15 protein-coding genes are annotated in these 12,670 nt (G+C 38.6%); 10 read left to right on the forward strand and 5 right to left on the reverse strand.

The annotated features are described in order from the left end of the window. The first annotated feature begins 582 nt into the window (after positions 1-582). The 6 genes from J2S78_RS04435 to J2S78_RS04460 all read left to right on the forward strand — a co-directional run bounded on the left by J2S78_RS04435 (position 583) and on the right by J2S78_RS04460 (position 5,061). Positions 583-1,020, forward strand: coding sequence for a hypothetical protein (locus J2S78_RS04435; protein WP_306896637.1), 438 nt, complete (start codon positions 583-585; stop codon positions 1,018-1,020). Further along, entirely contained in the window at positions 1,005-1,547 is a 543-nt protein-coding gene (locus J2S78_RS04440) for a hypothetical protein (protein WP_306896639.1), read from the forward strand. The genes J2S78_RS04435 and J2S78_RS04440 overlap by 16 nt, the downstream gene beginning before the upstream one ends. An 823-nt stretch (positions 1,548-2,370) precedes the next feature. Beyond that, positions 2,371-2,619 carry a hypothetical protein gene (locus J2S78_RS04445; protein ID WP_306896641.1) on the forward strand — a complete coding sequence of 83 codons (249 nt, stop codon included), beginning with the start codon at positions 2,371-2,373 and terminating at the stop codon, positions 2,617-2,619. 17 nt (positions 2,620-2,636) lie between these two features. After that, a complete protein-coding gene (locus J2S78_RS04450; protein ID WP_306896643.1) occupies positions 2,637-3,362 on the forward strand; it encodes an OmpA family protein in 726 nt (241 codons plus the stop codon). Between the two features lie 57 nt (positions 3,363-3,419). Further along, entirely contained in the window at positions 3,420-4,439 is a 1,020-nt protein-coding gene (locus J2S78_RS04455; RefSeq protein WP_306896646.1) for a hypothetical protein, read from the forward strand. A 34-nt stretch (positions 4,440-4,473) separates the two neighbouring features. After that, the gene (locus J2S78_RS04460) at positions 4,474-5,061 is read left to right on the forward strand and encodes a hypothetical protein (protein ID WP_306896648.1); all 588 of its coding nucleotides are present in this window, start codon (positions 4,474-4,476) and stop codon (positions 5,059-5,061) included. Positions 5,062-5,098: 37 nt separating this feature from the next. Here the strand turns inward: J2S78_RS04460 and J2S78_RS04465 are convergent, their stop codons facing one another. After that, positions 5,099-5,911, reverse strand: coding sequence for a hypothetical protein (locus J2S78_RS04465; protein WP_306896650.1), 813 nt, complete (start codon positions 5,909-5,911; stop codon positions 5,099-5,101). 93 nt (positions 5,912-6,004) lie between these two features. Here J2S78_RS04465 and J2S78_RS04470 point away from each other — a divergent pair, with 93 nt between their 5' ends. Further along, positions 6,005-7,276, forward strand: a complete 1,272-nt coding sequence (locus J2S78_RS04470) for a hypothetical protein (protein ID WP_306896652.1) — start codon at positions 6,005-6,007, stop codon at positions 7,274-7,276. 18 nt (positions 7,277-7,294) lie between these two features. Next, the gene (locus tag J2S78_RS04475; RefSeq protein ID WP_306896654.1) at positions 7,295-7,714 is read left to right on the forward strand and encodes a hypothetical protein; all 420 of its coding nucleotides are present in this window, start codon (positions 7,295-7,297) and stop codon (positions 7,712-7,714) included. A gap of 145 nt (positions 7,715-7,859) precedes the next feature. On the opposite strand, the gene J2S78_RS04480 is transcribed toward J2S78_RS04475, so the two are convergent. Next, positions 7,860-8,366, reverse strand: a complete 507-nt coding sequence (locus J2S78_RS04480) for a gamma carbonic anhydrase (protein WP_306896656.1) — start codon at positions 8,364-8,366, stop codon at positions 7,860-7,862. Positions 8,367-8,500: 134 nt separating this feature from the next. Here J2S78_RS04480 and J2S78_RS04485 point away from each other — a divergent pair, with 134 nt between their 5' ends. Continuing rightward, positions 8,501-9,280, forward strand: coding sequence for an alpha/beta hydrolase (locus J2S78_RS04485; protein WP_306896658.1), 780 nt, complete (start codon positions 8,501-8,503; stop codon positions 9,278-9,280). A gap of 20 nt (positions 9,281-9,300) precedes the next feature. Further along, complete coding sequence (locus J2S78_RS04490; RefSeq protein WP_306896660.1) at positions 9,301-10,380, forward strand: tetraprenyl-beta-curcumene synthase family protein; 1,080 nt, start codon at positions 9,301-9,303, stop codon at positions 10,378-10,380. 52 nt (positions 10,381-10,432) lie between these two features. On the opposite strand, the gene J2S78_RS04495 is transcribed toward J2S78_RS04490, so the two are convergent. The 3 genes from J2S78_RS04495 to mnmL are packed head-to-tail and all read right to left on the reverse strand — an operon-like array spanning position 10,433 to position 12,541. Continuing rightward, complete coding sequence (locus J2S78_RS04495) at positions 10,433-10,987, reverse strand: beta-class carbonic anhydrase (protein ID WP_125555039.1); 555 nt, start codon at positions 10,985-10,987, stop codon at positions 10,433-10,435. A gap of 13 nt (positions 10,988-11,000) precedes the next feature. Then, on the reverse strand, positions 11,001-11,573 hold the full coding sequence (gene mnmM, locus J2S78_RS04500) for a tRNA 5-(aminomethyl)-2-thiouridylate-methyltransferase MnmM (protein WP_306896664.1): 573 nt from the start codon (positions 11,571-11,573) through the stop codon (positions 11,001-11,003). Next, positions 11,570-12,541 (reverse strand): tRNA modification radical SAM protein MnmL/YtqA, encoded by a 972-nt coding sequence (gene mnmL, locus J2S78_RS04505; protein ID WP_125555040.1) that lies wholly within the window; start codon positions 12,539-12,541, stop codon positions 11,570-11,572. The genes mnmM and mnmL overlap by 4 nt, the downstream gene beginning before the upstream one ends. Positions 12,542-12,670 lie beyond the last annotated feature (129 nt).

Consider the following 12,670-nt stretch of genomic DNA (forward strand, 5'->3'; position numbering starts at 1 on the left):
CTATTTAAGCCAAAGGTCCTTTGCTAAACAATAAGAACAGTATTTTCCTCTGAAAGAATTTGATGGAAAGTATTCCCTATGATAAAAATAGTGTATCTAAATACACATGATAGATATTAATAGATAAATTTTTAGAATAGGATGATGACAATGCTTATCAATTCCTGCCCATATGAACAGTGTAACTGCTATTACCGGTGTAAACACTGAAATTATATTTAGGAGTTTCACTAGCATACTTTATCCCTTCCCTCTATATAAACATTAAGGGGAAGGGGATTTGCTTTTGTTTTTGTCCTCAATATCCCTTTGAAGCTGATCAGTGTTGGTTTTTGCTTTTTTTATTAAACAAGGTAGGTCCATTTTGAAAAGGTAGTCATTATTACTAAATCCTATTGTTTCGTCCAAAACAAATATCGCCGTTTGAAAAAATATTTGGAATGACATGGATTTCTGTTACATCACAGATAGGCCATGGAAAATCACTCGGTTTAGCTCTGAATGGCGCTATAAAAAAATTAGAACAATAAATACTAGACGGAATATGCGCTTAAAACTTAACGAAAGAAAGGGAGAGGAAACATGAAAAAAATTATTATAATATTGATTGGTTCACTATTAGCGGTTGCAGTATTGTTTCTGGTAGCCGTTTATGGGTTTGGATTTTTACAAAGAAGTACGGCAGATTTCCGTGGAGAAACAGGTCAGATTGAACAAACAGAGGCTGATAGTGACTATCGGATAGCTTCATATGACCGTTTTTACGATACTTGCGCTGGTATTCAATCTTTAGAAAGCAAAATTGAGAACATGGAAGACGAATTGGAGACAACGGATAGCCAGCAACGGAAAACAGTTTTAAATACGTCAATAACAGCCTCTGAGAATAAAAGAGTGGAATTAATAGACTCGTACAATGCAGATGCTCGGAAGGAATCTACAAGAGGAAAATTTAGAGCGTCAGACCTTCCGTATGAAATTAATAAAAACAAGGAGGAAACGGTATGCACGGTGCAATAGGTAAAACAACAATTTTAATGTTTTTAGTAACGATGACGGCGGTATTTTTAACAGCGTGCCAAGGGGAAGAAACATCACAGGACAAAGAAACTGAAGCACAACAAGACACCTATGATAGATTAACAGAGTTAGAACCGGCAAAAGAAATGAATAATCCAAAAACTAGAGAAACAATTAATTTTTGGACAGAGACATGGGACAAAGAAGGGCAATTAGCGTATGTGTACTTGCAAAACTCTGACGGAAAAATGATTGGTTATTATGCATTAGACGGTCCTCCGGTTTCTATGTGTACATCTCTAACCCCTGATTATAGAATATATGAAGATGTTGATGGAAATCTTGTAACACCTGCGCCTGGAACTGACGGAGTTTATAGAAGTGGTGGGGATTGCGATAGGTACTACGGGAAAGACGCTAGTAGTGGGGCTTATGTAGAATTTACAGTGGGTATGGGAATCAACATGTTGCTATATACGGAGCCGTTAAGCAACCATCCAAATGTAGAAAACTTATCTCCGAAATAGTGATTGATACTTACATCGACGATCATTAGCATGACGGAAAATGCGACACATAAAGGAGTGGGAGTAATGGACGAATTATTAGATGAACATACCGACGATGTTGCGTTTTAAACGACTTTATTATTCGTACTTTTCGGGGTATTGTTTATGGGATGATGTCTAACCTTTTGCGTATGTATAGTAAGGATAAAGAAATAAAACTAATACATGTGAAGAATGCTGTCATAATTAACGTATTTGGTTTACTGCTTTTCGAATGGAAAAATGGATGGCCGGTAACTAGTGTGTGGTTTGGATAAAACGAGGAGGAAAGCCAATTAAGGATGATGGAGATTCCTTTCCCTAACCTTTAATAATTAAGGATAGGAAGGAGTAATAGTATATTAGTGAAGCTCCTAAATATAATTTCAGTATTTTTTCCAGTAATAACTTTTACATTGTTCATATGGGCAGGAATTGATATATCGCTGTTTGAAAAAATATCTGAAGTAACATGGATTTCTGTTACATTACAGGTACTTACCTGGGTATTGGGCACGGGAATGGTGTCTAACCTTCTACGTATACATAGTAAGGATAAAGAAATAAAACTAATACATGTAAAGAATGCTGTTATAATTAACGTATTTGGTTTTCTGTTTGTTGATTGGAAGAACGGATGGCCGGTAATTAGCGTGTGGTTTGGATAAAAGAGAATGAAATCTATTTAAGGATAGAGAGCCCCCTAGCCGTTTAATTGTTTGGAGCAAGAAAGGGATAAAGTATGTTAGTCAAACTCTTAAATATAATTTCAATTTCATTTTTTGTATTAGGAACTTCATTAATGGTGTGGGTATCGATTGATTCATCGCCGTTTGAAAAAGTATTTGGAATAACATGGATCTTTGTTACGTCTAATATACTTGTAGCAATATTAAGTTTAGGGATAATGTCTAACGTGATGCGTTTGAAATATAAGGATAAAGAATTAAAACTAGACCATGTGAAGAAGGCTTTTGTACTTAACGTGTTAGGTTTTTTATTTTTTGACTGGAAAGATGGTTGGCCGTTATTAAGTACATGGTTTGGATAAAACGAGGAGGAATTATTATGTCTATAAAACACGGGTTTCTATGGATTTTTATATTAATTGGGTTGGTTGCTTGTTCGAATCAGAATGAATCGTCTGATCCAGAAGAAATGGAATCTGAATCCAATGCAGCAGAAGAATCAGAAACAGAAGCTACGAATGACCAAGATGAGTCGTCACAGGAAGAAAATCAAGATGATGAAGAAAACGATGAGGAAGAAGAGGAGAAAGAAGAAGAAAATGAGGAAGAAGGTAGTTCAGGTTATGACTTTTCCTTTTCTAACTATGATTTTTCTTTTTCTAACTACGATTTTTCATATGATATAACAGTGCCAGAAATAAGTGTGCCAGATGTAACGGTAAATTGGAATAATGAAAAGGAAGAAGTGAAAATGGAAGTACCGGATCACTTATTATTTGATTTTGATGAATCCACTCTTCGGGATGATGCCGAAAGTTTATTGGAAGAAATAAGTGGAGAACTAGAAGAGTACGAAGATGCAGATGTTGCTGTTAACGGACATACAGACGATCAAGGGGATGCTTCTTATAATCAAACCTTGTCAGAAGAACGTGCGGAAGCAGTAAAGGACTATTTTCTAGAGCAAGACAATATTAGTAGTTTTGACTACACGACGGAGGGATTTGGAGAGAGCGAACCAATCGTATCTAATGATTCAGAAGAAAATCGTGAAAAGAATCGTCGTGTAGAAATTATTATTCAGTCTGAGGAACTCGAGGAATGATAGGATTTTAAAACGAAGTTACACCGTCTGCAATGGGGAAAGAAAGGAAAATAAGTAATGTTTAAAAGAAAACTGTTTTTGATAGGTCTGTTTACTTTGCTAGCTGTGGGAGCAGGATGTTCTGTAGATGAAACCGAACCTTCAGAATCCTCTGCAGAAAAAACTTCGGATGATGCGCAATCTGAGGAAACAAATAAATCCGCGTCTGAAGAGAAAAAATCAGAAGAACCCAAGGAAAATCAAGGTGATACCAACATAGATATCGATGGTGACATCTCTTTTATTGATGATGATGATAAGATTCGCGTAGAAGGAACAACGAATTTGGTACCAGGTTCAACTATTTCTGTTCATTTTGACGTTGTTAATAAGATGTTAATAGGATATGGTACTACATTGCGCGTAGAAGAAGATGGATCTTTTTCGGACGAGATTGATTTTCCGAATTATGATGAGCCAGTTGAATTGATGTTTACGTTTGCACCAAATGATCAAGAAGAAGATGTGCAAGAAGTCTATGGTGAATATGGTGAAAAGTTGGAAGGACCATTCATAAGAGTTGATCCTGATGAAGTGCAGGAAAACGGTGATCCCGTTTACATGGGCTATTTGGATTACACCTTTGATGTAGATGAAGAAAGAGAAACGCAAAAGATTGAAGCTCCTAATTATCAAAGGCCTGAAGACTATGGAGACACGAACGTATGGATGGATATCGAATCGAAGGTAGAAAATGGCTTTATGTACATAGAAGGAGAAAGTAATATATTGGAAGGTTCAAGAATACTCGGGACAGTGGATGCCGATCAATACATAATTTCAGGATATAACAATGATGATGATGTTCATCCAGACGGATCGTTTCAATTAAGGGTACCGCTTCCGAGTGAGGACTCTATTGATTATGATGCTGATCCATTTGTGAGAGTGAAAATGAGACCGGCGGGAGAAATAGAGCATATCCAAGACGTATACGGAGAAGAAGGAGAACACCTTGAAGGAGACCTGGTAAATGATGGAGTTACTAAAACAATTTATCAAAAAATTGAAATCACGGAACCACCTAGTTCAGAATAATTATCAACAGAGATAGAAGCATGGAGGTTTATGTATGAAACGTTTATTACCAATAGGCGTTTTCACCCTTTTCTTATCTGCATGTAGTCAAGCTGATGACGGTAATATGATTCAATCGAAAGAATTAACGGACGAAGAACAATATTATCTCGGTTTTGGCCTAGATCAAGCTGGTATTTTAGATGTGGAATCATTTGACGATGAATTTGACACGTTTAGCTTCGTGGTTAATTTTTATGAAAAAGGTGAAAAAATAGAAGAAAAATCAGGCCCAAATGGACTTCAAGAGGGTGACTTCGCAGAAACAGATGACATTGTATATGGGTTACGTTCAGATGATGAGGATCAAATCGATTTTTTTACTGGGACAACATCTGAACCAGAACAAGCAGATACTATAAATTCTCAAACAATGACTGTACCGATAGAGTTGCCGTTTTCCTTTGACCAGAAGGCAAGTACACAGGTTCAACAGATTAAACCTAAATCAAATGAAATGTCCCCACTCATTTTAATGCATTCAGGGAATTCGTTGTCTAGTCATTGGTTTGAAAAAGAAGAGCTGTCGAAAATTATCGAACAGGAAAATCGAGTTGTCGTCATTGGACTTCGATTTGATTAATTTTATGGTTCTAGAAAAGAGGAGAAACAGCAGGGGTTTACCTGCTGTTTCGTGTGAGGAACATATAACTAATTAATCCTATCAATAATCTTTTTGAAGGTTTGTCGAGGTCGTCTGATAAATATACAATGTTATTCTCCGTATCACTAAACAAGTCTGTATATTCATAGGGAAAATAACCATGATAAAAATGTGCCCATTGTCTCCCTTGCTTGTCGAATAACGTGAAATCACCCGCAAGTCCTTGCGTTTCCACAGGTAGAATAATATCACCCTCCGCGTTTTTAAGACGCCCTGTTATATTCATTATTTTTTTAAAATTGTCCTGTTCATATGTACCGATATGTTTTCCCTTTTCATTTTTTATAATAACTGTTGATTGTTTAATACCTGATTTTTTGAAGGTGAACAATAAGTTGTTTTCATTGTTAAAGACACCGTAGGAGATAGGGATCATCAAAATGAGAGAATCTCGAAGCAGCAGGCTGAGAGGATAAAGCAGTGAGATAACCCGAATCGGCTTTACTACTCCTACAAAAAAACCACTTTTTTCAAATAAAAGTAACCGTGGGAATAGACTAACTTCTTTTTTTAAAACGAGATGGTCTAATTCATTTAAAGGAACGTTGGAGTCTGGAATATGAATATCTTTCACGTCTAAGTATTTTTTTCGACTGCTAGATGCGATACTTATCATCAACAAACCTAAGATGCCAATAGAAATAAGATTAAACCAATCATCGGAAGAGTCGGGCCAATCGATAAGAAGAACAACGATTCCGATGAGAAAAATTACCACAGCAATACGATTGGCAGCTTTCATTCTACGCTCGTACATAGAGGCTATCATTAAAATTCACTCCAGAAATGTTATAATACTCAGTGATATATTGTTTAAGTTTGCCTGAATTGTTAGATGTTTTCAATACATAGGAGTGGTTTTTTGAATAAAAGATTAAGAGAATGGATTGATTTCACGCATTCCTCTATTGGACTAGGGAATTATTATTTATATACTTACCACCTTCACAAGTCTGTGAATCTTATTAATGAAACGGTGTATATCTTAAGCATGGAATGGTTTCCAACACATGTTACTGGGCGGGAGGAAGATGGTCTGAACCCGAAAGGTACCGCAGCAATTGACATAGATATAAGCAACGGTCAGTTTAAGAGTATCGTTTTTGTTGGTGGTCAGTCATTTGCAAAAAATGGAATTCGGTTTGCGCAAAGGAATAATCAAGACGTGATACAGTGGTTGGAAAAGGAAATCGGGATTACGTACGAAGAACAGTTTCATCTTGTTAAAGAGGAAGAACGGGGGTATCGGTTTGCAGCGTCGATTCATGGGATAGAAGTGGCTCCTGATGGATTTATTGAAATTCGTTTTGATGATGAAGGGAATTTGACTTTCTATTCTGTTGATGGCTACTTTCCAACGAAAGAGGAAGTCGAGGAAGAACCTTTTTTGTTAACATTTGATGCCGTAAAGTCGTTGGCAAAACAGCAGTTGAAACTTATTGAATTTCCTTCGCATGAACTAGAACGACTTATTCCCGTATATGGAATCGAAGAAATCTATGTCAGCAATGATGGCCTGTTTACGATTCCGTTTGGAACTCTTTTAGAAGAAATCTCTCATGTATCAATCAATAAAATAATGAATTGGGACACGTCGATGGAAAACCCATTTGAAAGGTCAAAACTTGATTTCAATGAGGAAGTGACAGAAGAGGAGGCTTTGTCGGGTGAACCGCATCCAGATTCATTTCCAATTACAACTAGGGAGCAATCACAATGCATAACAGCAGTCGAAACGTTTATGCGTCAGGAGTTCCCAGATGAAACAGGGAATTGGATTCTCAAGACATTACATCGGGATCATTCATATATTATAGCTACAATAAAACATAATAGTCCAAGTCATCTGGTGTTTCAGCGAAAACTGAAAGTTGTTCTTGATAGGGAGCAATGGATTGTATTGAATTATATGGATAATGCCTTTTTAATAGAAATGTATCAGAATTTTGCTAAACCGGATACACGGACCATTGATAAAGAGGAAGCTTTTGAGAAAATAAAAACTGAAATTATAATTTCCCCGGTTTATGTGTATGACGTCGAACAACAGAAATATATTTTATGTGGAAAAATCGACTCGTCATACGGAGTACATGCGGGAAATGGAGACGTCTTGTTATTAGATGATATATGATTCATAGAGGTGTAAAAGATGAAAAAACTGTTATTTGTTTGTGTTCTCGTTTTTTTGGTAACAGGCTGTCACTCGGAGCTGTCTTTTTCTGAAATGAAAGCGGGGAAAGTAAAAAAAGAGGTTCAGTCTTTTTTAGAAAGTGTGGAACAGGATAAGGGATTATATCTATATCAAGCGGACACAGCTTTCTATGTGTTTCTAAATGGGAAAAACCCTCCAGAAGGTGAAGAAGCTGTCTGGTTTAATGATTTTGATGTGAAATCGGATGGAGATATTGTGACAATTGACTATGATGAGGAAAAACTTGATACGTCAGATGAAAACGAAGCGCAGAAACAGCAACGATTGTACAAGATTTATAGGGATAAGGAGTATGATGTGATTAAAAGTATGAAAAATGGGGAGTCGAAATCTTTTGATATAGTATCAGGAGAATAATTTCTTCAGAAGGTTTTAGTAGTAGTTTTATTGCAGAAAAACCTCACTTTTTTTGTAGTGTTTAAGGTTCCGTTGGGGTCAAGTCCTCCGCATCCATCTCCAAAAACGCCGAAGGCTCTGTCAGCGCCTTCGGCTTGTCAGTCGCCTAGTTTTCTTTATAATATTTTGCCTTTTCTACGTAAGATTGTTGAATGCGTTGCATTTCGGCTATATCGTCTTCGGTCAAATCACGGACGACTTTCGCCGGGCTTCCCAAAGCAAGAGTACGCGGTGGGATGACTTTTCCTGGGGGAACAAGGCTTCCCGCACCGATAAAGGCTTCTTCTCCAATTTCTGCTCCGTCCAGTATTTTTGACCCCATTCCGATAAGAGCATTTTTACGAACGATGGCACTATGTAAAATTACCATGTGGCCGATTGTGACATCATCTTCAAGAATGAGCGGATTCTTTGGACTTTGATGCAAAACGGAATTGTCCTGAATGTTGACGCGGCTGCCAATGACAGTTGGAGCGACATCGCCGCGAATAACTGTATTAAACCACACACTGGATTCCTCACCGATTTTCACATCACCGGTTATCGTTACATAATCAGCGATATAAACAGAATCAGCTATTTCCGGATACTTTCCTTTATAGGAATAAATCATTGCAAAACCTCCCACGGCTCAATAAATTTTCCTAACTAATGTAAGTTTAGCAAAAAAAGTAGTAAAATGAATAGTATAAAATTCAGACGTGAAAGACAGACAAGGCGATGTGTGAGGAAAGGCGGGTAAACAAGATGATGAAAAACTGGATAAGTGAACGCGCCCGTGGAACCGTTATTATTGTTCATGGAGCGGGGGAACATCATGGCCGATATGAATGGATTATCGATCGATTGAACCACCAGGGATTCCATGTCGTAAGTGGAGATTTACCTGGTCACGGCAGAACGAGAGGAAAACGTGGACATATCGATCGGTTTGATCAATATATAGACACAATTTATGCATGGTATAAAGAAGCTGCTTCTTATGAGGTGCCTGTTTTTCTTTATGGTCACAGCATGGGAGGGCTGATAGCGATTCGGGCTCTGATGGAAAAATATATGCCTGTTCACGGGGTCATTTTGTCCTCTCCTTGTTTAGGATTATATGAATATCCAAGCCGTATGCAGGAAATGGCGACGCGAATGATGCACCGGCTGACTCCAACACTCAGCTCACAATCAGGATTAAAAGCTGAATATATTACAAGAGACCCAGAAGTGCGGGCAGCTTATCAACAAGATGAACTTAACATTACAACCGTGACGGCCCGCTGGTATCAAGAAATGTTAAAAGCAATGAAGACCAGTATGCTGCATACGGAACGTTATCCTAATGTTCCAACGCTTGTGATGCAGGCGGGCGAAGATTATGTCGTGGATCAACACGTGACGCACCGCTGGTTTAACCGTTTAGAAATAGGAGATCGTGCGTTAAAAGAATGGGATGGCCTTTATCATGAACTTTTAAATGAACCAGAAAAAGAAGAAGTATTTCGTTTTATGATGAACTTCATTCACCAACGTTTGTAAATGTCAAAGGAGGATTATGCTTGAATACACCGACAAAACCCTGGACGTTAATGTATACCATTTATAAGGAAACCGTCCCGGATGTTCACCGTATCATGGGAGAATGGAGAGCGCGCGCTGCACAAATTCCAAATGACGAGTTGCGCCGGCAAGCGTTAGTAAGTATGGAAACGAAAGCTTTTCACTGTGAGGGCGGCGCGGCATACAGCCTATTGGCGAAAAATAAACGGAAAGATTTGCTGCGGTTTATTATTGCATATCAAACCATTTGTGATTACTTAGACAATCTTTGTGATTGGAGTGATTCACAAGACCCTGATGATTTCGAGATGCTGCATGAATCACTGAAACACGCACTAGCGCCAGGAACCCCAACCGACAATTATTATAAATATAGAAAAGATCAGGACGATAACGGGTACTTAAAAGAACTAGTAGAGACATGTCAGTCTAGTTTAGTCACTTTTCCCGGTTTTTCCAATGTGCAGGAGAATATGGAGGAGCTTTCCGCTTACTATAGAGGACTGCAAGTACATAAACATGTCGTGAAAAAAGACCGGGAACCTCGTTTAACAACTTGGTTTGAGCGAAACCGGGCACATCTGCCTGAGATGACGTGGTACGAATTTAATGCCTGTACGGGTTCAACGCTTGGTATTTTTGCTATGGCCGGTCATGCTGCAAGAAGTCATCTGGCCAAAATACAGGCAGACTCGATTAAATCGGCTTATTTTCCTTACGTACAGGGGATTCATATCTTATTGGACTATTTTATTGATCGAGAGGAAGATATCGAAGACGATGAATTGAACTTTTGTGCGCAATATCCAGATGAGGAAAAAATGGCAGAACGGATTCGCTACTTTAAACAGCAGGCAGAGAAAAGTGTCAGCGTTCTTCCAGACGCTAAATTCCATTCGATGATCATTAAAGGACTTATCGCGATTTATCTGGCAGATGAAAAAGTTCAAACTAATCCTGCGATGAAGAAAACAGCCAACCAATTTATTCGTTTTGGCGGCCTGCCAACTGCCTTTTTTTATTTAAATACATGGATTTATCGGAGGAAATCAAAAGAAATATTAGGGTCAGCTGAATAATAAGAATGCAGCTCCTTTTATTAGGAAGCTGCGTTCTTATTAGATATTAATACTATGGTTTCTCGATAACGTGAAGTTTTCCGGTTTCTGGCGAAATAGCAAGTCCGTGAACCGGAGTATTCTTTGGTAGAAGCGGATGACGACGGATAATATCTACGCTATTGCTAACGTTTTCTTCCACATCATTAAATCCTTTCAACCAGCCTTCTACATCTATACCGGCATAAGCGGCATCATCAATGCGGGACAAGTCAACGCCGTTTTCCTTTGCCTTTTCCAAAATAGAATCTGACTGTAAACCGGTCATGCCACAGCCATAGTGACCAACAACAGCCACCTCATCTGCTTGAAGTTCATATAGTGCTACAATAATACTTCGCATGATACTTCCATACGGATGAGAAATCATGGCACCGGCATTTTTTAAAATTTTGGCATCCCCATTTTTTAAGTTCATGGCTTGAGGCAGCAATTCAATTAAACGAGTATCCATGCACGTTAAAATAACGATTTTCTTATCTGGGAATTTCGATGTTTCAAAGGCTTCATACTGTTTATTTTCTACAAATTTTTCATTAAAAGAAAGAATGGAATCCATTACTGACATTAGAAATCTCTCCCTATCTTTTTTCGAAAGTTAATAAAAACGGAGGACGATTGACTTGATTGACGAATTCGTATCGCAGTACTTGCACGTTTTGTTGAGGAAGCGTATTTGCAAACATTTCAAGTGCGTCTTTTTCTTTTTTTCCTTCTTCATGACCGTGATAGACGATAACAGCAACAAGCCCGCCGTTTGGAAGCATATCCAGAAAATCGGTAATAGCTTGAATAGTCGTATTTGTTTGGGTAGTGATGTCTTTGTTTCCACCGGGAAGGTAGCCGAGATTAAATACAACCGCCTTTAAGCGCCCCCGCTCGTCACTAGGAATAAGGTTGTTTGCTTGTTCATGTCCTTGCTGGAGCAACGTAACCCGGTGATCCAATTGATGATCGCAAAGCAACTGTTTTGTTTGATCTATAGCTTGCTTTTGAACATCGAAACTATATACTTTCCCCGCTTCTCCAACGCAATTGGCAAGGAAAAGGGTGTCGTTCCCCTTACCTGCGGTTGCATCAATGGCTATATCCCCTGCGTGAATGGAACGGTTCAATAGTTCTTTTGAAAATTCCAGTACGGTAGGAAGCGTCATGTTGAAAGCGCTGGTTCAGGTTCGTAAAACTTTCCCTGCCAGCTGTCCCGCCGTTCTAGTTCGCTGTCGATGGCGTTTAACACTTCCCATTTGTTCAAACTCCACATCGGGCCGATCATGATGTCAGGAGGTCCGTCCCCTGTTAAGCGATGAATCACCATGTCCGGAGGCAGCAATTCTATCTGATCGACGACGAGATTTACATACTCGTCCATCTCCATAAACTCGAGCATACCTTTTTCATATTGCCTTACCATCGGTGTGTGTTTCAAAAGGTGTAGTAGATGAATTTTGATGCCTTGCACATCTAATTTCGCCACTTCGGCTGCTGTTTCTTTCATCATATCATGCGTTTCAAGTGGAAGACCGTCTATAATATGGGAACAAACGCGGATGCCATGCTTACGAAGCTTGTTGACGCCTTCCTTGTAACATTCGTAATCATGCGCACGATTGATGATGTCAGCTGTACTCTCATGAACCGTTTGTAAGCCAAGTTCTACCCATAGATACGTTCGTTCATTAAGCTCAGCCAAGTATTCAACTACGTCATCTGGAAGACAGTCTGGTCTTGTAGCAATCGCAAGACCGACAACGCCATCTTGTTCTAAAATGACTTCAAATAGTTCTCTAAGTTCTTCGACAGGTGCATACGTATTACTAAAAGCTTGAAAATAACCGATATATTTTCCGTTTTTCCATTTTTTGTGCATTTTATCTTTGATTTCGTGAAATTGGGTGACTAAGTCGTCTTTGCGGTCTCCAGCAAAATCTCCCGACCCACGAGCAGAACAAAAGGTACATCCGCCTGAAGCGGCTTGTCCATCACGGTTGGGGCACGTAAAACCTGCGTCCAATGGAATCTTAAAGATTTTTTCGCCAAAATGATCACGTAAATGATAATTCCATGTATGATACCGTTTTTCTCCCCATTTTAGAGGAACGGGATCTCGACTTGCTGCAGTCATTATTTAATCTCTCCTTCAAAAAACGCTATTCTTCTGTATTTTAGCATGTTTATTGTGATAATCCCAAATGAAGAGACCGTTCTTTTGCTTCAATAACGTTAGTTAATATGGTAGTATAGATTTTAGATA

It is taken from the genome of Salibacterium salarium (genome assembly GCF_030813635.1).
Classification (GTDB): Bacteria; Bacillota; Bacilli; order Bacillales; family Marinococcaceae; genus Salibacterium; species Salibacterium salarium.

Coding starts and splice junctions, on each gene's coding strand:
- J2S78_RS04435 (WP_306896637.1), top strand. CDS start 583: ATGAAAAAAATTATTATAATATTGATTGGTTCACTATTAGCGGTTGCA.
- J2S78_RS04440 (WP_306896639.1), top strand. CDS start 1,005: ATGCACGGTGCAATAGGTAAAACAACAATTTTAATGTTTTTAGTAACG.
- J2S78_RS04445 (WP_306896641.1), top strand. CDS start 2,371: ATGGTGTGGGTATCGATTGATTCATCGCCGTTTGAAAAAGTATTTGGA.
- J2S78_RS04450 (WP_306896643.1), top strand. CDS start 2,637: ATGTCTATAAAACACGGGTTTCTATGGATTTTTATATTAATTGGGTTG.
- J2S78_RS04455 (WP_306896646.1), top strand. CDS start 3,420: ATGTTTAAAAGAAAACTGTTTTTGATAGGTCTGTTTACTTTGCTAGCT.
- J2S78_RS04460 (WP_306896648.1), top strand. CDS start 4,474: ATGAAACGTTTATTACCAATAGGCGTTTTCACCCTTTTCTTATCTGCA.
- J2S78_RS04465 (WP_306896650.1), bottom strand. CDS start 5,911: ATGATAGCCTCTATGTACGAGCGTAGAATGAAAGCTGCCAATCGTATT.
- J2S78_RS04475 (WP_306896654.1), top strand. CDS start 7,295: ATGAAAAAACTGTTATTTGTTTGTGTTCTCGTTTTTTTGGTAACAGGC.
- J2S78_RS04480 (WP_306896656.1), bottom strand. CDS start 8,366: ATGATTTATTCCTATAAAGGAAAGTATCCGGAAATAGCTGATTCTGTT.
- J2S78_RS04485 (WP_306896658.1), top strand. CDS start 8,501: ATGATGAAAAACTGGATAAGTGAACGCGCCCGTGGAACCGTTATTATT.
- J2S78_RS04495 (WP_125555039.1), bottom strand. CDS start 10,987: ATGTCAGTAATGGATTCCATTCTTTCTTTTAATGAAAAATTTGTAGAA.
- mnmM (WP_306896664.1), bottom strand. CDS start 11,573: ATGACGCTTCCTACCGTACTGGAATTTTCAAAAGAACTATTGAACCGT.
- mnmL (WP_125555040.1), bottom strand. CDS start 12,541: ATGACTGCAGCAAGTCGAGATCCCGTTCCTCTAAAATGGGGAGAAAAA.